General features: G+C 32.1%; 19 protein-coding genes and 1 tRNA gene. 9 read left to right on the forward strand and 11 right to left on the reverse strand.

Annotated features, from left to right (window positions below; genetic code table 11):
- Positions 1-2 precede the first annotated feature (2 nt).
- Genes LNQ49_RS22435 through LNQ49_RS22445 form a run of 3 tightly spaced genes read right to left on the reverse strand, consistent with a single transcriptional unit; the run spans position 3 to position 1,858 of the window.
- Entirely contained in the window at positions 3-479 is a 477-nt protein-coding gene (locus LNQ49_RS22435) for a hypothetical protein (RefSeq protein WP_229991169.1), read from the reverse strand.
- Positions 480-485: 6 nt separating this feature from the next.
- A complete protein-coding gene (locus LNQ49_RS22440) occupies positions 486-1,163 on the reverse strand; it encodes a peptidoglycan DD-metalloendopeptidase family protein (RefSeq protein ID WP_229991170.1) in 678 nt (225 codons plus the stop codon).
- 32 nt (positions 1,164-1,195) lie between these two features.
- Positions 1,196-1,858: a spermidine synthase gene (locus tag LNQ49_RS22445; RefSeq protein WP_229991171.1), complete on the reverse strand. Its 663-nt coding sequence runs from the start codon at positions 1,856-1,858 to the stop codon at positions 1,196-1,198.
- 63 nt (positions 1,859-1,921) lie between these two features.
- On the opposite strand from LNQ49_RS22445, the gene LNQ49_RS22450 reads away from it, so the two are divergent.
- Positions 1,922-2,473, forward strand: a complete 552-nt coding sequence (locus tag LNQ49_RS22450; RefSeq protein WP_229991172.1) for a 1-acyl-sn-glycerol-3-phosphate acyltransferase — start codon at positions 1,922-1,924, stop codon at positions 2,471-2,473.
- Between the two features lie 62 nt (positions 2,474-2,535).
- Here LNQ49_RS22450 and LNQ49_RS22455 read toward each other — a convergent pair whose 3' ends face one another.
- On the reverse strand, positions 2,536-3,006 hold the full coding sequence (locus LNQ49_RS22455) for a helix-turn-helix domain-containing protein (RefSeq protein WP_229991173.1): 471 nt from the start codon (positions 3,004-3,006) through the stop codon (positions 2,536-2,538).
- A gap of 312 nt (positions 3,007-3,318) precedes the next feature.
- Here LNQ49_RS22455 and LNQ49_RS22460 point away from each other — a divergent pair, with 312 nt between their 5' ends.
- The 4 genes from LNQ49_RS22460 to LNQ49_RS22475 all read left to right on the forward strand — a co-directional run bounded on the left by LNQ49_RS22460 (position 3,319) and on the right by LNQ49_RS22475 (position 8,236).
- Positions 3,319-4,473, forward strand: a complete 1,155-nt coding sequence (locus tag LNQ49_RS22460; protein ID WP_229991174.1) for a M14 family metallopeptidase — start codon at positions 3,319-3,321, stop codon at positions 4,471-4,473.
- A 77-nt stretch (positions 4,474-4,550) separates the two neighbouring features.
- On the forward strand, positions 4,551-5,030 hold the full coding sequence (locus tag LNQ49_RS22465; protein WP_007805990.1) for an Lrp/AsnC family transcriptional regulator: 480 nt from the start codon (positions 4,551-4,553) through the stop codon (positions 5,028-5,030).
- 93 nt (positions 5,031-5,123) lie between these two features.
- Positions 5,124-7,709, forward strand: coding sequence for a phosphoenolpyruvate carboxylase (locus tag LNQ49_RS22470; RefSeq protein WP_229991175.1), 2,586 nt, complete (start codon positions 5,124-5,126; stop codon positions 7,707-7,709).
- Between the two features lie 11 nt (positions 7,710-7,720).
- Complete coding sequence (locus LNQ49_RS22475) at positions 7,721-8,236, forward strand: DinB family protein (protein ID WP_229991176.1); 516 nt, start codon at positions 7,721-7,723, stop codon at positions 8,234-8,236.
- An 81-nt stretch (positions 8,237-8,317) separates the two neighbouring features.
- On the opposite strand, the gene recQ is transcribed toward LNQ49_RS22475, so the two are convergent.
- The 5 genes from recQ to aroB all read right to left on the reverse strand — a co-directional run bounded on the left by recQ (position 8,318) and on the right by aroB (position 14,765).
- Entirely contained in the window at positions 8,318-10,429 is a 2,112-nt protein-coding gene (gene recQ / locus LNQ49_RS22480; RefSeq protein ID WP_229991177.1) for a DNA helicase RecQ, read from the reverse strand.
- An 89-nt stretch (positions 10,430-10,518) separates the two neighbouring features.
- Entirely contained in the window at positions 10,519-10,923 is a 405-nt protein-coding gene (locus tag LNQ49_RS22485) for a DNA primase (RefSeq protein ID WP_229991178.1), read from the reverse strand.
- A gap of 9 nt (positions 10,924-10,932) precedes the next feature.
- Positions 10,933-11,901: a deoxyhypusine synthase family protein gene (locus tag LNQ49_RS22490; RefSeq protein WP_229991179.1), complete on the reverse strand. Its 969-nt coding sequence runs from the start codon at positions 11,899-11,901 to the stop codon at positions 10,933-10,935.
- A gap of 99 nt (positions 11,902-12,000) precedes the next feature.
- Positions 12,001-13,404 carry a type III PLP-dependent enzyme domain-containing protein gene (locus LNQ49_RS22495; protein ID WP_229991180.1) on the reverse strand — a complete coding sequence of 468 codons (1,404 nt, stop codon included), beginning with the start codon at positions 13,402-13,404 and terminating at the stop codon, positions 12,001-12,003.
- Positions 13,405-13,697: 293 nt separating this feature from the next.
- A complete protein-coding gene (gene aroB / locus LNQ49_RS22500) occupies positions 13,698-14,765 on the reverse strand; it encodes a 3-dehydroquinate synthase (RefSeq protein WP_229991181.1) in 1,068 nt (355 codons plus the stop codon).
- A gap of 95 nt (positions 14,766-14,860) precedes the next feature.
- Here aroB and LNQ49_RS22505 point away from each other — a divergent pair, with 95 nt between their 5' ends.
- Entirely contained in the window at positions 14,861-16,027 is a 1,167-nt protein-coding gene (locus LNQ49_RS22505; RefSeq protein ID WP_229991182.1) for a proline dehydrogenase family protein, read from the forward strand.
- Positions 16,028-16,153: 126 nt separating this feature from the next.
- Here the strand turns inward: LNQ49_RS22505 and LNQ49_RS22510 are convergent, their stop codons facing one another.
- Positions 16,154-17,941, reverse strand: a complete 1,788-nt coding sequence (locus LNQ49_RS22510) for an ABC transporter ATP-binding protein (RefSeq protein ID WP_229991183.1) — start codon at positions 17,939-17,941, stop codon at positions 16,154-16,156.
- Between the two features lie 201 nt (positions 17,942-18,142).
- Between LNQ49_RS22510 and LNQ49_RS22515 the strand changes: the two genes are divergently transcribed.
- A tRNA-Val gene (locus tag LNQ49_RS22515) sits at positions 18,143-18,217 on the forward strand.
- 206 nt (positions 18,218-18,423) lie between these two features.
- Here LNQ49_RS22515 and LNQ49_RS22520 read toward each other — a convergent pair.
- Positions 18,424-19,341, reverse strand: coding sequence for a helix-turn-helix domain-containing protein (locus LNQ49_RS22520; RefSeq protein ID WP_229991184.1), 918 nt, complete (start codon positions 19,339-19,341; stop codon positions 18,424-18,426).
- 211 nt (positions 19,342-19,552) lie between these two features.
- On the opposite strand from LNQ49_RS22520, the gene LNQ49_RS22525 reads away from it, so the two are divergent.
- A complete protein-coding gene (locus LNQ49_RS22525) occupies positions 19,553-20,428 on the forward strand; it encodes an aldo/keto reductase (RefSeq protein WP_229991185.1) in 876 nt (291 codons plus the stop codon).
- Between the two features lie 160 nt (positions 20,429-20,588).
- The gene (locus tag LNQ49_RS22530; RefSeq protein ID WP_229991186.1) at positions 20,589-21,479 is read left to right on the forward strand and encodes an alpha/beta hydrolase family protein; all 891 of its coding nucleotides are present in this window, start codon (positions 20,589-20,591) and stop codon (positions 21,477-21,479) included.
- The last annotated feature ends 68 nt before the right edge of the window (positions 21,480-21,547 follow it).

Here is a 21,547-nt window from a genome sequence, read left to right on the forward strand (position 1 = left end):
TTTTATTTATCAATTAATTTTGACTCGAATGTTTCGTCCCAGTCTAACGATTTAATGGCTGAAATCAAATTATCTTCATTAACATACACTCGAAGTTCTTTGTTCGCAACCTTTTTTTCGTATAAAGCTCTATATCTGTAGATGGTTTCATGTTTGGTTTTATAAACCCCATCCAGTTTAAGATCCTTAAAGGCTCCGTACCATTGTCGGAATTTCTGACATGTTTTTGTTAATCGCTCTTCAGTAGTATTTGTCATAACTGATGGCGTGACTTCGGTTTCGTTAAAAGGTTTGAATTTAGAAGTGTTACAAGTCAATAAAACTCGTTTTCCTAATTCATAGGCTTTTTTTTGCTGGCTATTGTTTATTTCAACAGGTAAAACTTTTGATATTTTTAAATCTTCGGTATTACTTCCGCCAGTTTTTGATTTGCAACCAATCAACAGTAGCAAACTTAAAATAAATAGTACTTTCTTCATTGTTCTTTATGTTATTTTTAATACTAAATTGGGATTTGGGCAGTTGTTAGTGTAATAATCTAAATCGATTTTACTGCAAACACCAGGATAATCACCAAAATTGTCTCCAATATTTTTTATAATTTGAAAATGTAAGTGAGGTGCATAATCGCCATTTACACTTGGTTCTCCTAAAGTGCCCAAAATTTGTTCTCTTAGAAAAACAGCTCCAACTTTAAGATTAACTATACTTTCTAACGACAAATGCCCGTATAAAGTATAGAAAATATGATTTTTGATAGTATGCTTCAAGATGATTGTAGGGCCGTAATCGCCTAAACCGGTATTGTTTTTAAAACTATGGACAATTCCATCAAACGCTGCAAAAACTGGAGTACCAGCTTTAATCCATAAATCTAAACCGAGATGTATGTTGCGCTCTGCTGTTGTTGAGTTATTAAAGTTTTCACTTCGTTTGTATATATTCCGTTCTTCTAGATAACCGCCAAAAGCAACTTTTGCTTTTGCTTGAGCTAGTAAATTCTCGATATAGACTTCAAAATCAGTAGCAGTTTTAGGTTTGCTTTTAGCTAGTTCCTGATTTGAGATTGATAAATCCAAAGGTATATATTGAGAGTAATCAATTGTTGGGTTAATTACTTTTACAGGAGGTACGTTTTTTAAAACAGTTTCTAAAGAAGGCATATATAATTAGTTTTTTTAAACATGAAATGAAACTAGGCTAATTTTTCGATGATAATTAATTCATTGTGCTCTTCAATGCGAGGAAGCATTTTAACTACATGTTGGTTGTTTATTTCCGAAATGTATTTTTGATTTCTAATATTATGTGTTTCATTTAATATCATAGTATTAAAAAGCACAAAGCCATTCTTTTTTAAAAGATCACAAACTCTATTACTAAAGAAACTTTCGAATAAAAAGTTAGGCATTGTGGTATCTTCGAAAACATCGATTATGATTAGATCATATTTTTTATTTGTCTTTAAAACAAATTCGAATGCATCATCAATAATAATCTCAAGTTGTTTTATTTTATTTAGGTTGAAATATTTATTAGCGATTTCCAAGATGTCGGGGTCAATTTCGACTCCTGTTATTTTGCCTTCATATTTTATTTCATCAACCAGAGTTTTGATAACGCTACCACCAGCTACACCTAGAAGTAGAATCTCTTTCATGGAGATGATTTTTTTGAAGCCAATATTTTTTAAACCATATCTCAGGATGCGCTGTAAACTTCCGTAGGAATAATTGGTATTTTCTGAGTCTAAAACTAATTCACCGTTTGCCCATGTGACTTCTATGGCTTTGCTACGGCTCGATTTCTTTTCAAATATTTTTATAGGAACAAGGTAACTGAACATTTTCTTAATCATTGGTATGCGTTTTTACCAAATTTAAGATTTAAATTATTTATTTTGCAGGTTAAAATAAAATTAATGAAGAAACAATTATATAAATTCATCTTTTTGAAACTCATGGGATGGAAAATTGTGGGGATTGAAAATGCGGAAGTGAAAAAATGTGTATTGATGGTGATGCCGCATACAAGTAATCATGATTTTTATTTAGGAATTTTTACTCGAGGTATTTCTGGATTAGAAATGAATTGGGTAGGAAAGAAAGAGTTATTTAAATTTCCTTTTGGATATTATTTTAGAAGTGCAGGAGGAGAGCCATTGGATAGGTCAGGTGGTTTGAATAAAGTAGATTCGATTGCAGCTATTTTTGAAAGAAAGGAAACTTTTCGTTTGGCAGTTGCTCCAGAAGGAACTCGTAAAAAAGTTACAGAAATTAGAACCGGATTTTATTACATCGCTTTAAAAGCAAATGTGCCAATTGTTCCTGTAGCTTTTGACTGGGGTAAAAAAGAAGTTAATCTAGGGAGGCCATTTCATCCAACAGGAAATTATGAAGCCGACATGGAAATTCTAAAACAACACTATAAAGGGGTGGTGGGTAAAATTCCAGCTAACGGATTTCCGTTTTAAAAATTTCAGAATGGTGCAAATGAAAAGAACTCAAAATTTTCAAAAGCACACAAAATATAATTTTAGGGAGTATATACCTTAAAAGTTCCATTTTTATAAAAAAGCACAATTTTTTCTATTTCTTCAAAAGAGGTATTGGGAATTGTGTTTTTTATTTCAGGAGTATTTTTTTCAATCACATTTTTCTCATTCGGATTTTCTATTTCTAAGAAATCCTCAGGAATGAAATTCTTATTTGGGAAAATAGGAGTAATGGGTTTTTCAATTTCTTGCGGAATTGGATTTATAACAACTTCGTTATTTTCACTTTTAGGAAAAGATCCTTTTCCGTTCAAAACCCAATACAAATCTATATCGGGGAAAACCTCTATAATCTTTAATATAAAATCTAAGCTAGGTTTGTTTCTGCCAGAAAGTAGGTGAGACATACTAGAGCGTTGTACTCCGATTTTATCTGCAAACGAAGAGGCGTTTAAACCATAGTAATCTAGTATGGTTTCTAATCTTTTTATAAAATCCTCGATGTTTACCATTGTAACTTGTTTTTAAAATTGAGGTGGTTTACAAATGTAATTAAAATATAGTAGAATACCAATGATACAATTGTAAATAGCGAAATCAGAGCGTTTTTACTGCTATTTTAACTTTACATGATTTGATTTAAGTTGTTAGTAATTAGTATTTTGATTGTTGTTTTGTAAGAGATTAACAAATGTCACTAAAAAATAGATTAATCGGCATTATTCAGGGGAAATTGGCGTTTACAAATGTAGATTATCGAATATTTTAATTGTTTACAATTGTAAAAATAAAGATGTTTACTTTTGTAAACCAAACAATATGACATGAATTTAGAAGAATTATTTAGCTTACATAAAGAACAAAGTATAGAAGGAAGGTATCTTACATTAGATGCAATAACTCCTTTATTGGAGAAATTAAATACTAATAATCAGGTTGAGGTTATTGGTAAATCTGTTTTAGGAGAACCTATTTATAGTTACAAAATTGGTGTTGGTGAAACCCGAATTTACCTTTGGTCTCAAATGCACGGAAACGAAAGTACAACGACAAAAGCTTTGTTTGACTTTATTAATGTACTAAATAGTGGTTCAGATTTTGCAATTAAGATGCTTGAAAAGTTTACTTTTTATAGTATTCCAATGTTGAATCCAGATGGAGCAAAGTTATATACTCGAGAAAATGCGAATAAAGTTGACCTGAACCGTGATTCACAAGAGTTAACACAACCAGAAAGTAACGTTTTAAGAACGGCTTTTGAGGCGTTCAAACCTCATTATTGTTATAATTTGCATGATCAACGTACAATTTTTGGTGCTGGAGATACAGGAAAGCCAGCTACAGTATCGTTTTTGGCACCAGCGTATAATGATGCGAGAGATATAAATGAGTCACGTACAAAAGCTATAGATTTAATTGTTGCTATGAACGATGTCTTGCAGCAATATATTCCGGGGCAAGTAGGGCGTTTTGATGACTCTTTTAATATTAATTGCATAGGAGATACGTTTCAGTATCTTGGAGTGCCTACTGTCCTGTTTGAAGCGGGTCATTTTCCTAATGATTATGAAAGAGAAATCACAAGGAAGTATATCTTTTTTGCTTTAATCTCTGGGTTTAAAGCATTAAGCGAAAACGATATAGTTGTCAATGGAATTAATAAATATTTGAATATTTCACAAAATAAAGTCGTTTTTTATGATTTTATGTATAAAAACATCAAAATAAATTATGATGGTATCGAAATAATCACGAATTTTGCCGCACAATACAAAGAAGAATTGATTGAAAATAAAATCTGTTTCACTGCTTATGTTACCGAAGTTGGTGAGTTAGAAAATTATTATGGTCATTTTGAATATGATGCAAAAGGAGCAGAATATACTGATGATTTTGATAATTTTCCGAAAACAGGTCAGAAAGCAGATTTTTATTTAAATAAAAACATAAAATTTGTTAATGGACTGATAAAAAGCTAGTTTTTTTGTCGATTTGTTATTTTTTATATATATTTTTATACTTTGTAATAGTAATTAGTAATATTAATTAAAGAACTATGAGTAAATTTCGTTTGGATGAAGTAGATCACCAGATTTTAGACATGTTGATAGACAACACAAGAGTACCGTTTACTGACATTGCAAAAAAACTATTGATATCTGCAGGAACAGTACATGTGAGAGTGAAAAAAATGGAAGATGCCGGAATAATAATGGGATCTTCATTAGCATTGGATTATGATAAATTAGGATATTCATTTATAGCTTATGTAGGTGTTTTTCTAAATAATACGTCGCAAACTAAATTTGTTTTAGAGCGTATTAATCAAATTCCTTTTGTAACTGTTGCATCAGTAACTACAGGTAAATTTAATATTTTCTGTAAAATTAGAGCTAAAGATACTAAACATGCTAAAGAAGTTATCTTTATGATTGACGATATCGAAGGAGTATATAGAACAGAAACTATGATTTCGTTAGAAGAAAGTATTAATGATAAAAAACGATTGATGCATACTATTTTTAAAAATATGTAATTGATCTTGAATGCTATATTAAATATAACCTCAAGTTTTTCTTGGGGTTTTTTTATGAAAAATTAACTAACAACCAACCAACTATAACACATTATGTATACGCTTCCAAAAATTGAACGTTTCAATCAAGACGTTCTTTCTAAATACCATATTTATAATAGTGTCTTTATTACCTTACCTTTTGACTCTATTGATAATACAGGGGTTTTGCTTCCTTTGTTTACAGAGGTTTGTGAAACAGGCTTTAAAAAACAAGAAACACCTAAAGAGATAGTAAATTTTTTCTCAGGAAAATATTTAAATGATGCTTCAGAAAAAGATAAAATCGACCTAATGTTTCGATTTATTCAATATATTGAACGTCAAATTGTATTGTTTGATGCGATAGAAGATGCTGCATTTCCAACTGTAAACAATATGGAAGGAAGAGGTTCGCTTCGTGATATCAAAGAAAAAACAGATGCTAAAGAGATGGAAGATGAATTAGTAGAGTTTTTAGAAAGCTTTAATGTTCGTACCGTCTTAACAGCGCACCCTACGCAGTTTTATCCAGGGCCAGTATTGGGTATTATTAATGATTTAACAGAGGCAATTCGTTCAAATGATTTGCTTAAAATCAAAAAATTACTAGCGCAGCTAGGGAAAACTCCATTTATACAAAACGAAAAGCCTAATCCTTATGATGAGGCAGTAAGCTTAATTTGGTATTTGGAGAATGTATTTTATGAAACTTCAGGTGAAATAGTACATTATCTACAAAAAAACATCTTTCACGGGAAATCGATTCAAAATCCTTTGGTAAAACTAGGGTTCTGGCCAGGAGGAGATCGTGATGGAAATCCATTCGTAACAACAGCTATTACATTAAAAGTAGCAGAACGTTTAAGAACTTCGATTCTAAAATGCTACTATGTTGAGATGCGTAACTTAAAAAGAAAATTGACATTTGCAGGAGTAGATACTTTGGTTTCTGATCTTGAATATAAATTATATCGTTCGGTTTTTTATTCTAAAGGAGAGATTTATATCACTTTGGATGAATTTAAAACACAATTAAACAAGATTAAAGATATAATAGTTGAGAAGCATCAATCATTGTATTTAGATGAATTAGAGGCGTTGCTTATAAAAATAAACTTGTTTGGTTTTTACTTTGCAACGTTAGATATCCGCCAGAATAGTAAGATACATGATGCTGTTTTTAAAGATGTTGTCACATATTATCTAAAGTCAGATCCTTCTGTTTTTCCAGCTAATTATTATGATTTATCTGAGAAAGAAAAAATAGCAGTTCTTTCTAAAGTAAAAGGAAATCTTAATCCAAGTGTCTTTGAAAACGAAATTACTAAATCGACTGTTGAGTCTATACAAGCTATTAAAACCATTCAGGAGAATAATGGTGAGTATGGAGCAAATCGTTATATAATTAGTAATAACGAAAGCGCACTGAATGTAATGGAGACTTTTGCTTTAATACGATTGAATAATTGGGACAGTCCAACTGTTGATATTATTCCGCTTTTTGAATCAGTTGATGATTTACAAAAAGCTCATGAAATTATGGAGCAATTATATACAAATCCAGAATATGCAAAACACCTAACCGAAAGAGGGAATAAGCAAACTATAATGCTAGGTTTCTCGGATGGGACAAAAGATGGTGGGTATTTAATGGCAAACTGGAGTATTTACAGAGCTAAAGAAGCGCTTACAGAAATTTCAAGAAAATACGGAATTAAAGCTATTTTCTTTGATGGACGTGGTGGACCACCAGCTCGTGGAGGAGGAAAAACGCATAAGTTTTATGCGTCATTAGGGCCAAAAATCGAAAATAACGAAATTCAGATTACAGTTCAGGGGCAGACTATTAGTTCTAATTTTGGAACATTAGACTCTTGTCGATATAATTTAGAGAACTTATTAAGTGCAGGAGTTACCAATCAGGTGTTTAGTAAAGCTAAAAATGAATTAACAGTAGATGAGAAAGATGTTTTGGATCAATTGGCAGAACTTGGATATCAAGAATACCTAAGTTTTAAAAATCATCCTAAATTCATTCCATATTTGGAGAAGATGAGTACTTTAAAATATTACTCAAAAACAAATATTGGAAGTAGACCATCAAAAAGAAGTAAGTCAGAGCATTTAGATTTTGCAGATTTACGTGCCATTCCGTTTGTAGGGTCTTGGAGTCAATTAAAGCAAAATGTACCAGGTTTCTTTGGTGTGGGTTCTGCTCTAAGACATTTTGAAGAAACGAACCAATGGGAGAAAGTTCAGAATTTATATGATAATTCATTATTCTTTAAAACTTTATTAGAAAACAGTATGATGTCGTTGGCAAAATCATTTTTACCATTGACTGCATACATGAGAAAAGATCCTGAATTTGGAGAGTTTTGGCAAATTATATATGATGAATTTTCAGAAACGAAACGCTTGCTATTGAAAATTGCAGGTCATAAAGAGTTAATGGAGAATTATCCTGATGGTAAAGCATCTATTCAAATAAGAGAGCGTATAGTATTGCCATTGTTAACAATACAGCAATATGCTTTGTTAAGAATTAATGAATTAAACAAACAAGATAAAGTCGATGAGGACTTGATTAAGGTATACGAGAAAATAGTAACTCGTTCTCTTTTCGGAAATACTAATGCTAGTAGAAACTCAGCTTAAATTTAATTATTATGATGGCATCACAATTATTAGAAAATGAATATTCAGGCGGATTTAGGACTTATGTTCAAGAAGCTGGGAATGTAAATCTAATTGAAGAATTAGAAATTTCATTGCATGATTTTATAAAGTTTGTTCAAGATATTCCGATGGATAAATTTGATTATCGTTATGCAGAAGGGAAATGGACTATCAAAGAGATTATTCAGCATATAATCGATACAGAACGTATTTTTGCATACCGTGCATTACGATTTTCTAGAAACGATACAACAGCTTTACCTAGTTTTGATGAAAATAGCTATGTAGATAATACAAATGCTAATAGAAGAGGTCTTCAGGATTTATTGACTGAACTTTCTGCTGTAAGGCATTCTAACTTATTATTCTATAAAAGCCTATCTGAGGAACAGCTTAAAAGAATTGGTACTGCTTCAAATAATCAGATATCTGTTAGAGCTTTAGGTTTTGTTATTATTGGACATCAAAAACACCATCAAAAAGTTTTTCAAGAGAGATATTTGTAGTTTTTAAGGCGCTATATTATAAAAACAAAACCTGTGAAGTAGTTATTTCACAGGTTTTTTTATACTTGTTACTTTCTTTCCCTAATAATTCTTCTCGATTACAGCGAGACCTAATCGGATTTTATCATAAGAAATTTGCTCTTCAAGAAAATCATAATATGGTTTTAGGGTATCAGGATTTTCAAGTTTTACTTGTGCAGCTCTGATTTTTAAAATTTCAGCATCAGAAACATAATCAGATAAATCAAGGTCATGTCCATCAACGTATAACTTCGCTAAGTGTGATGCTATTGTTGAAATTCCTAACTTTCTCTTTGCGGCAATTGCTTCAATAGAAACTCCTTCTTGGAATAATTCTAGTGTTACTTTATAGGTGCTACTTTCTTTTTTTGCTTTTGCTTGTGGTTTTTTTTTGTTTTTTTGAAACTCAATTATGGCGTTCACAAAATCAGGACCGTATTTTTCAAGTTTAGCTTTTCCAACTCCATCGATTACTATAAGTTCATCATCACTAATTGGGCGTAAAGTTTCCATTTGCCTTAAAACGGCATCACTAAAAATGACATAAGCAGGAACTTCTTCTTCTTTGGCAATATTATATCGCAATTGACGAAGTACTTCAAAAAGAGAATTTGGCTTGGCTTTGGTAGCTTTTTCTTTTATTTCTATTTTTTCAATAGATTTTTTAACTACAGTTGTTAGTTTTACTTTTTCGCCTTCAAAGAGAACTTTTTTTGCAAAAGGAGTCAATAAAATTCTATTATGCTGATGAAATGCAATTTCGCAATACCCCAGATTTATTAGTTGGATTAGATATTGGTTCCAATCGTACCACGAAATATCAGCTCCAATTCCGTAGGTTTTTAAATTTTGATATTCGTTTTCGTATATGTATGCATTTTTTGAACCTTTAAGAAAATCTACAATTACTGGCAACGTTTCTTTTTCTTGTAAACGAGTGATTGCTGACAATGCTTTCTGCGCAATAAGCGTTCCGTCAAAAAATACTGGAGGATTTTTGCAAATATCGCAGTTGCCACAATTTTCATTTACTAATTCGCCAAAATAAGAAAGCAATATTTTTCTGCGACAGCTTAAAGCATCTGCATATTGTTTCATTCGTTCTAGTTTTGCAAGTTGTACTTCGGCGTTTAATCCTTCTGAAGCAAATTTCTGCAGTTGAATTACATCGCTGTAACTTTCGAATAATATTGTTTCTGAAGGCAAACCATCACGACCAGCTCTTCCGATTTCTTGATAATAACCTTCAATGTTTTTAGGTAGATTGTAATGAATTACCCAGCGCACATTTGATTTATCGATTCCCATTCCGAAAGCTATCGTAGCGCAGACTACCTGACAATCATCATTGATGAAATCATCTTGAGTTCTAGAGCGTAATTTGCTTTCTAGGCCTGCATGATATGCTTTGGCATTAATTCCTTTTTTCTTTAATTTGCCTGCAAGCTCTTCGGTTGTTTTTCTGCTAAGGCAATATACAATTCCAGATTCATTGGGTTTGGTTTCAATAAAATCTATTATTTGTTTTACTCTATCAAGTGCAGGGCGAACTTCTAAGCTTAAATTCTTTCTGTCAAAAGAAGCAACAACCGTTTTTGGGTTGTTTAAATTTAATTGTTTTGTAATGTCAGTTCTAGTTGCTTTATCAGCAGTGGCTGTTAGCGCTAAAACTGGAGTAGAAGGGAAGCGATTTTTTAGATATCCTAAATTAGTATATGCTGGGCGGAAATCATGGCCCCAAGACGAGATACAATGCGCTTCGTCTATTGCTATTAAACTTACTGTTAATTGATTAAATAGGATGTCAAGATAGGATAAGCTTTCGGGAGCTACATAGACCAATTTTATAGTATTGGATCTTAAGCTTTCCATGTAAAACTGCTGCTCTTGTTCCGTTTGACTACTGTTTATATAGCAGGCAGTAATTCCGTTTGCTTTTAAACTGTCAACTTGATCCTTCATTAAAGCAATAAGAGGAGAAATAACTATTGTAATTCCTGGTAACAATAAGGCTGGTAATTGAAAACAGATTGATTTTCCTCCACCAGTTGGCATAATGGCTAAAGTATCCTGACCAGAAAGTATTGTATTTATAATATCTTCTTGGTTTGGTCTAAATTTTTCGAATCCAAAATTTTCCTTTAGTTTGGCATGTAACAGCTTAGTGTCCATCGGCTCGTATTTTTTTTTGTAGGTAATTTACTAAATAAAAAAGGAACCCATGTATGAGTTCCTTTTTTATTTTGAAATATTCAGATTAATTAATCTTCATCATCTTCGTCATCATCCTCATCGGCGATGTCTTTATCATGGTCATCATCATCGTCGTCATCACCGTCAAGATCTGGTTTGTCCAGATTCTCATCTTCATCTTCATCGTCTGCTTCGTCTTCTAAATCAAGACCTTTTATTGGCTCGATTGTATCAACGTCAGCATCGATTTCATCATCTTCATCGTAATTTTCAATTCTATCAGCAAGTTTAGTACTAATTTTTACTAAATAAATAGTATCTTCTGTACGTACTTCAACAGCTTCTATCAATTCGTTTTTAGCATTTCTAAAACGGATAACATCCGAATCATCATAACCATCAGGAAATTTCTCAACTAGTAAGTTTAAAATTTCATTGGTAAGTTTAGCGTAATCAACTATTACTCTTTTCATAAAGTTATTCTATAAATCTAATAAATATGCAAAAATTAGTGGTGCTACAATGGTAGCGTCTGATTCAATGATGAATTTTGGAGTTTTGATATCTAATTTACCCCAAGTAATTTTTTCATTAGGAACAGCTCCAGAATATGAACCATAACTGGTTGTTGAATCTGAAATTTGGCAGAAATAGCTCCAAAACGGAACATCATGCATTTCCATATCTTGGTATAACATTGGTACCACACAAATTGGGAAATCTCCAGCAATACCACCACCAATTTGGAAGAATCCAATTCCGTTAGTGCTATTTTTAGGGTACCAATCAGATAAGAAAACCATGTATTCGATTCCAGATTTCATCGTAGATGCTTTTAAGTCACCTTTGATTACGTATGAAGCGAAAATATTCCCCATTGTACTATCTTCCCATCCTGGTACAATAATAGGTAAATTTTTCTCTGCTGCAGCATACATCCAGCTATCTTTTAAGTCAATTTCGTAATATTCTTCTAATACTCCAGAAAGCAACATTTTGTACATGAATTCATGTGGGAAATAACGCTCTCCTTTATCATCTGCATCTTTCCATATTTTGTAAATATGTTTTTGCAAACGACGGAATGCTTCATGCTCAGGAATACAAGTATCAGTAACTCTGTTTAATCCTCTTTCTAATAATTCCCACTCATCTTGTGGAGTTAAGTCACGGTAGTTTGGTACTCTCTCGTAGTGAGAGTGTGCTACTAGGTTCATGATATCTTCTTCAAGATTTGCTCCTGTACAAGAAATGATTTGAACTTTATCCTGACGAATTATTTCAGCAAAAATTTTTCCAATTTCGGCAGTACTCATTGCACCAGCCATACTTACCATCATTTTGGCACCGTTAGCCAATTGTTGTTCGTATGCTTTTGCAGCATCAACTAGAGATGCAGAGTTAAAGTGTAAATAATGTTTCTCAATAAACTGACTAATTGGTCCTTTCATTTTTTCTTTTTTTTTGTGATTTTAAAGACTAGAAATCTTTAAAGATTGTTATGCAAATTAATAAATTTTATAAATATTTAGTACAATTTGCGATTTTTTTTATTGTTTTTTACTGTACCCTAATATCTTCAATACTTCATCTGATGTTTGCTCTTGAGAGAATACCTCAGTTGCCAAAAATCCATTCTCGTCTCTATCAATTAAAATGTGTTTTGGTTGTGGAATCAGACAGTGGTGTAATCCTCCATAACCTCCAATTGTTTCTTGATATGCTCCTGTATTGAAGAAACCAATATATAAAGGTTTTTCTTTATTGTATTTAGGTAAATAAATAGCATTCATATTTTGCTCAGAATTGTAATAATCGTCACTATCACAAGTAAGTCCGCCTAATAGAACCCGTTCGTAAGTATCATTCCACCGGTTTACGGCTAGCATAATAAATCGTTTGTTGATTGCCCATGTGTCAGGTAAAGTAGTAATGAAAGACGAGTCAATCATATTCCATTTTTCTCTGTCATTTTGTTGTTTTTGGTACAAAATCTGATAGATAGCACCTCCACTTTCACCTACAGTAAATGAACCAAATTCAGTAAAGATATTAGGAACATCTACTTCAGCCTCATCACAAGCAATTTTAATTTGATTGATGATTTCGTCAATCATGTATTGGTAATCGTACTCAAAAGCTAATGAATTTTTAATTGGGAATCCACCACCGATATTTAAACCGTCAAGTGAAGGGCATTCCTTTTTTAAAGCTACATATACTTTAATACATTTTACCAACTCATTCCAGTAATAGGCATTGTCGTTGATACCAGTATTAATAAAGAAGTGTAACATTTTCACTTCTAAATTTTTATTTTCTTTGATCTCTTTTTTGTAAAAAGGAACAATGTTTTTGTATCCAATTCCTAATCTAGAAGTATAGAACTCAAATTTTGGTTCTTCTTCAGCAGCAATTCGGATTCCGATTTTGAATTTTCCTTTGATTTCTGCTTGAAGCAAATCAAGTTCTTCGTAGTTATCAATAATCGGAATGGTGTTTTTATGACCATTATTTATAAGTCTCGCAATATTTGTAACATATTGGTCTCTTTTGAAACCGTTACATATAATATAAGTGTTTTTGTTAATCTTGCCATTCTCTAATAAATTCTCAGCAATATTAATATCAAACGCAGACGAAGTTTCTATATGGATATTGTTCTTGAAAGCTTCATTCATTATAAATTCAAAATGAGAACTTTTAGTACAATAGCAGTAATAGTATTTTGCTTCGTATTTATTCTTTTCCATCGATTTTCTAAACCAACTTTTTGCTTTGTTGATGTTGTTAGAAATTTGAGGTAAATAAGTAAATTTTAATGGCGTACCATATTTCTCTACCAATTTCATCAAATCGATGTTGTGGAAATGAAGGTTATCTTTGTTTAAAGTGAATTCCTCTTGAGGAAAGTAATAAGTTTGATTTATTAAATCAGAATATTTTGTATTCATTGAGATAGATGTATTTTAAATTAAATTAGTTGTAAACAATAAGATAATTTAAAATTCAAACCCTAATATTTGCAAACACGATCTGTAGTTTCTCGTGCTCAGCTTTTGAACATTGAAAGATATCAAAACAAAAGTTTCCTTTTATGTTGTAAAAACGGTTCAATACCCTCAAAAATGAAGTATTGGCGTAGCTCCTGAAAGAACTAAATTGTTTTTGTTTTTGATTTTTTTTCACGGTGCAAATGTAAAAAATATTATATACGTAAAGCAAAGCTTTTTTATTAAAAAATAAGTTAAGATTTGTAATCTTGAAAGGCATCAAGAATCAATTCATTTTCAACCGATTGATTGATCTTGATTTTTCCGATTCCTTCTATCAATGCAAACTGAATTGTACCATACTCATTTTTCTTATCATGAATTAATAATTCTAAGATTGGTTCAATATCATTTTCCTCAATAATCACATCGTCATAAATTGATTTTATAGCCGATTTTATTTGAGAGTATTCCTCTTTAGTAAGTAAGTTTTTGTGTAATGAGATATAACTTTCTAGAATCATACCAATAGCAATTGCTTCACCATGCAGTAATGTTTTCTTATTTTCATTCTCCAAAAAGTAACTTTCGATTGCGTGTCCTAGTGTATGTCCGAAGTTTAAAGCCTTACGAATGTGCTTTTCAGTCGGATCTTGCATTACGATTTCGTTTTTAATCTCCACAGAACGATATATCAATGCATCAAGGAAAGTAAAGTCTATCGCCTTTAGATCTAAAAACTGCTCCCAATAGGCAGCATCATAAATTAAACCATGTTTTAGCATTTCGGCTAGACCAGAACGCATTTCGCTTTGTGATAAAGTTTCTAAGTATTGTGTGTCAATTAATACCATTTTAGGAACATTAATAACACCAATCTGATTTTTAAGATTACCTAAGTCAACGCCATTTTTTCCCCCTACAGAAGCATCAACCATAGATAATAAGGTTGTTGGTATGTGGATAAAATCAACTCCACGTTTAAATGTAGAAGCTACAAAACCACCTAAATCGGTAACAACACCACCACCAAGATTAATAACCAATGTTTTTCTGTCGGCACCAAGTTCAGTTAGTACTTTCCATATTTCAATGCAAGTCTCAATATTTTTATTGATTTCACCTGATTCAAACTCAATAATTTCTATAGTAAGATCAGTTTCTAATAAAGGTAGAAACTTAGGCAAGCAATACTCATTTGTATCAGTATCTACAATGATAAACAAATTAGAATACTTGTTTTCTTTCAAGTGATTATTTAAAGCTTCGTATGCATTTTCATTAAAATGAATAGGGTAATTATTAGCGAGAATTGATTGCATGTTGTTTGTAGTTAATTGAAAGCGCAAAATAAGGCATTTTTAAGTAAATAATATTCAAACTCTCTCTATATTTGCACAAAAAAAATCCCTACATAATGGAAAAAATATTTAATAATACACAAGTTGCATTTTCGTTAAAAAGTGATACTGAGCTTGAAAGAGCTTATTTTCTTTTTAAAATGATTGCTAATCAACCATTAGTTCGTATTGGAACTGCGGTTACTAACTTTGCTTTAAAAGCAAATTTACCTGTAGAAAAATTAATTCGTGCCACAGTTTTTGACCATTTTTGTGGTGGTGTAAATGAGGATGATTGTATTTCTGTTGTTGACAAAATGTACACTAAAGGTGTTTGTTCAGTATTAGATTATTCAGTAGAGGGAAAAGAAGAAGAGGAGCAATTTGATGCTGCTTTAAAAATGACATTAAAAACTATTGAGTTTGCAAAAGAACGTGAAGCTATTCCGTTTGCAGTTTTTAAACCAACAGGTTTAGGTCGTTTTGAATTGTATGAGAAGTTAGGAGAGAAACAAACATTGACTCCTGCAGAACAAACAGAATGGAATAGAGTAGTAGAGCGTTTTGATATAGTATGTAAGGAAGCGTATCAAAATGATGTTGCTTTACTTATTGATGGTGAAGAAAGTTGGATGCAGGATGCAGCTGATGATTTGGTTACCGAGATGATGCGTAAGTATAATAAAGAGAAAGCAATTATATTTAATACATTACAAATGTACCGTTGGGATCGTTTGGATTATTTGAAAAAATTGCATGAACAAGCTAAAACAGAAGGTTTTTTCATTGGAATGAAACTGGTTCGTGGTGCTTATATGGAAAAAGAAAACAAAAGAGCGGAAGAGAAAAATTATGTTTCTCCAATCTGTGTTTCTAAAGAAGCGACTGATGATAATTATGACGCAGCTGTTTTATATATGTTAGATCATTTAGAAACGATGTCTATTTTTGCTGGAACGCATAATGAAAATAGTTCTTATACTTTAATGGAACTGATGCAAGCAAGAGGAATAAAAAATAACGATCACCGCATCTTTTTCGGTCAGTTATATGGTATGAGTGATAACATTAGTTACAATCTAGCTGAAAATGGCTATAATGTTGCTAAATACTTGCCATTTGGACCTGTAAAAGATGTTATGCCTTACCTTATTCGTAGAGCAGAAGAGAATACTTCGGTTGCAGGACAAACAAATAGAGAGTTAACACTTTTAAAAACAGAGCGTAAGAGAAGAAAAGGATAGTAATTCTAGTCTCAGTTTACAGTTTTCTGTATTCACTCTCAGTTTGCAGTGTTTAGTCTGCAGTTTATATAAAAAAACTCCAATCAATTTTGATTGGAGTTTTTTTATGAATTTGAATTTTAAAATCTAAGAATTACTAAACTGTAAATTGCTTAAGTTTTTATATGTTCCGTTTTCTAAAGCAATTAATTCTTGGTGTGTTCCTTGTTCCGAGATTACTCCATTATCAAGAACTAAGATTTGATCGGCACTACGAATGGTTGATAATCGATGTGCAATGATAATACTTGTTCTTCCTTGCATCAAAATTTCTAATGCTTCCTGAACTAATTTTTCACTTTCACTATCTAATGAAGATGTTGCTTCATCAAGAATCAAGATACTTGGGTTTTTAAGCAAGGCACGAGCAATTGCTATACGCTGACGTTGTCCTCCTGAAAGCTTAATTCCCCTTTCTCCAACCAGTGTATCGAATTTCTCAGGGAATCCTTCGATAAAATTAAATGCATTGGCTTGTTTGGCAGCCAATAAAATTTCTTCTTCACTTGCTTCTGGTTTACCATAAGCGATATTTTCTCTGATTGTTCCACCAAACAAAATAACGTCTTGAGGAACAATACTCATGTTTCCTCTTAAGTTTTCTAAGTCATAATCGTAGATGTTTTTTCCATCAACAATAATTTCTCCTGCATCAATATCGTAAAAACGCAATAATAAAGAAGATATAGTCGATTTTCCAGCTCCACTAGGTCCAACAATCGCAATTTTCTGACCAAATTTGGCAGTGAAATTAACGTCTTTTAAAACCATAATTTCTTTTCTTGACGGATAGCTGAATTGTACATTCTTGAAAGTAACATTTCCTTGTATTTTTTCGATTGCAGTCGATTTTTGATGTGAGTTTATCTTCTCTGGAGATTCATCTAACAATTCAAAAACACGTTCGGTAGCTCCAATTGCTTTTTGTATTTGAGCATATAATTCGGCGATTCCACCAAACGAAGCTCCAACAAAAGTAGAGTAGAGTACAAACGAAATTAATTGTCCTACACTCATTTCGCCAGCAATACTCAATCGTACACCATACCAAACCACTGCTACGATTGCTCCAAACAAACAGAAAATAATAAATGAAGCAAAATAACCACGGTATTTGCCACCTTTGATTGCTAGTTTTACTACTTCTTTGATTTTTCCGTTATAACGGGCAATTTCATACCATTCATTAGCGAATGCTTTTACTATGCTAATTCCTTGCATTGTTTCTTCAACAATTACCTGACTTTCGGCAACCTGATCTTGTACTTTTTTAGAGTATTTACGAATGAATCGACCAAAAATAACTGCTGCGAATGCCACAAGCGGTACAACTGAAAGCATTAATAAAGTTAGTTTTAAACTTTCGGTAGCCAATAAAATAACCCCTCCTATAATTAGTATAAACTGACGAAGGAATTCGGCGATTGTCGATGTTAATGTATCTTGTATTTGAGTAATGTCAGCACTGATTCGGCTATTTAGTTCTCCCACACGCTTTTGAGAAAAGAAAGACATTGGCAGTTTTACCAAATTGCTATATAGTGCCGAACGTAAGTTAGCTAGTGTGTTTTCAGTAAAATTTACAAATAATGATAATCTGAAGAAAGAACAGATGGATTGTAAAAAAAGGATAACAACCAATCCTAGTGCGATCGTATTGGCTTCGGAGTTGTCTTTGTTTTTAACACAATCAATTAACATTCCCATTAATTTAGGAAAAGCCAATGCTGTTGCTCCTGTAAAGAGTAGAAAAACCAAACCAACATAAAATTTCCATTGGTGGTTTCCTGCATATTTAAATATAATTGTTGCTTTATTGAGTGAAGTAGCTGTTATTTTTGATTTTGGTAAATCATCTTCTTTGAATCTTGCCATTGGATTGTATATATAAATGCAAATGTATGACTATAGAGAGTTATTACAAAAGAATTATAGAATTTCATGATGTAATTAAAGTATTGTAAAAGAGTAGAATAAAAAAAACTTTAAATTTATTTTTAAAAAACACTTGCAAATACGAATTCTAGCTGTATATTTGCACTCGCAATACGGGTTAAGAAATTAATTAATTGCTAAGGGCGATTAGCTCAGCTGGTTCAGAGCACCTCGTTTACACCGAGGGGGTCGGGGGTTCGAACCCCTCATCGCCCACAGAATTTTAAAACTCCAAAGTCATTTGATTTTGGAGTTTTTTTTTTGCTAAAATACTTCATAAATTGCTTAGCCAAATTTTTACCAAAAAAACGTCGATTATAGTGTTTTTTTTACATAGTATTGTAAACCTTTATGAAACATTACGTATATACATCTCTATTTTTAAACAGCCAATAATTGCCCAGTATATTTTTAAATTTTAATTAATTGAAAGAAGTCCTAAATTCTAACGGAGAGAGTTTTGTTTTGGTCTTAAAAAATTTGTTGAATGATTGTGAATGTTCAAAGCCTAATTCATATGCAATCTCGCCAACAGATAAATTCGTAGTAGAGAGTTTTTCCTTTGCTTTTTCTAAAATTTTGTTTTGAATGTGCTGTTGCGTACTTTGACCAGTCAGTAATTTTAGCAAACCGCTCATATAACTGGGTGAAATATTCAGACTTTCGGCAATAAATTTCACTGTTGGCAAACCTTTGTTTGATAAATCATCGTCAAAGTAAGTGTCGAGTAAATTTTCTATGCGTTCTAATATCTTGTGATTCGCTGTTTTTCGGGTAATAAATTGTCTTTGGTAAAACCGCTCAGAATAATTCAATAAAGTTTCTAACTGGGAAATAATGATGTTCTGACTGAAAGTATCAATATTCGAATGATATTCGAGCTGAATATTTTGAATGATATTGATAATCATTCCTTCTTCTTTTTCTGAAAGAAATAAAGCTTCATGCATTGAATAATTAAAGAATTCGTACTTTTTAATGGTTTTGGCCAAAGGTGAATTCCAAAGAAAATCTGGATGTATCAATAAAATCCAACCTGAGTGATTAGTCGTATTTCTTATTTCTTTCTCAATTTTAAACACTTGATTTGGTGCCATAAAAAACATCAAGCCTTCATCAAAATCGAAAGATTCCTGTCCGTAAATTATCTTCACACCCAAATCGCGTTTGATTGTGATGGAATAATAATCCATTATCAGAGCCTGATCAGAGCCTACCAGCGAATGGTTGATTTGTTTATAATCGACAACACTAATCAATGGATGTTCTAGTTTTGGCAATTCCCAAAGTTTGTGAAACTCTGTGATTGTTTTTAATCGGATGGGTGGTTTATTTTCCATTTTACCTCTTTATTTCTATTACAAAAGTACGGATAAGCAGCAGTTTGAATTTAGCTCAATCGACTTTTGTTGTAGTTAGATTTGAATCTTCACTTTCCTGGAAACCGATGGAGTACTTAGTCCTAAAGATTTGGCTACAACAAAAGTCGATTTAGATACCTATTCATTTTGTTTTTCTCTGAACTTTGCACAATTAAAAATTAGATATAAGATGAAAAAGACAATAACAATCGGAGCAAGCACCAATAATTCTATTACTATTAATCGACTGGGTTATGGTACGATGCGACTACCTGGCGACTTTGTTTGGGGAGAACCAAAAAACAAAGACGAAGCTTTAGAAATATTAAGAACTGCAAGTAGCAAAGGCATTAACTTTCTGGACACTGCAGATTTTTATGGTGATGACATCACAAACAAACTCATTGCAGAAGCACTCTATCCGTACAATGATGATTTATTGATTTGTACTAAAGTGGGGGCTGGAAGAACTCCAGATAAAGGCTGGTGCGTATTTGATACTCCGGAAAATTTAAGAACAAGCATCGAAAGAAATTTAAAAACATTGAAGTTAGAACAGCTTCCATTGGTTCATTTTAGAGTAATGCCTAATTCTGAAACCCCTTTTAAAGAGTCTTTACAAACCATGTTTGATATGCAAAAAGAAGGGAAAATTCTGCATATTGGATTAAGTAATGTGAGCCCTGAAGAATTAGAAATTGGATTATCTATGGGAAATATTGTAAGTGTGGAAAATGCTTTTGGTTACTGGCAAAGGACAAGTTTCGAGTCGCACGGCATGCAAATCAGAGGACTGCAGGAAGTGATGCCTTTGTGTATTGCCAATAATATTACGATGGTTCCGTTTTGGTCTCTGCTAAACTCTTTGCCAAAAAACGATGATAAAATAGCTGTAATTGCCGAAAAATATAAGGTAAGTACTGCTCAGTTAAATATTGCATGGCTGTTGCATTTTAACGATTTGATTCTGCCAATTCCGGGGACTTCTCAATTGAAACATTTTGAAGAAAACATAGCTGCCCTTGACATTCAAATAACAGAAGAGGATATGGCTTTTTTAGCATAGTTAAAAGGAAAAAAGATAAATATCAGTTTATAATAGTGGGACTTAACCTCTAGTATCGAATATTTTGATATATTTAAACCATTGGCTTGTCAATTCATTAGTTGTGCAAAAAAACTAAAGAATCGTCAAGCCATAAACTGTTAGCAATAAAAGTAGCACTATGAAAACAGAAAATTTTGAAACCATTTGTAAAGACGGAACACAACTCAATGGTACTTTGTTCATACCAGATAGCCCTAAAGCGGTAGTGCAGTTTAATTGCGGAACTGGTACTTCAGAAAAAATTTATCTGTCATTTTTGACTTACTTAGCTGAAAACGGATATTTGTGTTGCCTTTGGAATTATCGAGGAACCAAAAAAACGGATAATCTCAAAAACAGCAATATTAAATTTTCAGATTATGGAACAAAAGATATACCTGCCATAAAAGCATTTTTAGACAATAGATTTCCAAATTTGCCTTTCCTCTTTATTGGACACAGCGCTGGCGGACAGCAAATAGGTTTCGTCAATGATTTGACTAATGTAATAGGAAACATCAATATTGCAGTTTCATCAGGTTATTATCCCAATATGCCTTTTGGGTACAGGATGAAAGCGTATTTTTTCTTCTATATTTTTTCGCCAATTAGTGCTTTACTTACTGGTTTTGTAAAGGCAAAACCATATGGATTAATGGAAAATCTCCCTAAAAAGGTAGTGTCTGAATGGCGTGATTGGTTAGAAAAGCAAGATTATTTCTTCGACAAAAACTTTTACGGTAAAACGGTTCCAACAGGAAATTTCAAGAATTTCAAGTTTCCTATACACGTTTATTATGCAACAGACGATACGATTTCGAATGCAAAAAATATAAATGCATTTTGGAGGAATGTAAAGAGTGAAAAAGAAATAAGCTTTACTGAACTCACGCCCGGTGAGTTTGGACTGAAAAAGATTGACCATTTTGGATATTTTAGAAAAACGATGAAAGACAAACTTTGGACAGATGTGGTCAGACGATTAGATAATTTATTGCTATTACAAAAAGAAAATGACAAACAATTTTAATTAAATCAATAATATATAAATGGATGGGGGTCTCAATAGGGTTTAAAACATCACATAAGCTACTTTAA

This window comes from Flavobacterium pisciphilum (assembly GCF_020905345.1).
GTDB lineage: Bacteria > Bacteroidota > Bacteroidia > Flavobacteriales > Flavobacteriaceae > Flavobacterium > Flavobacterium pisciphilum.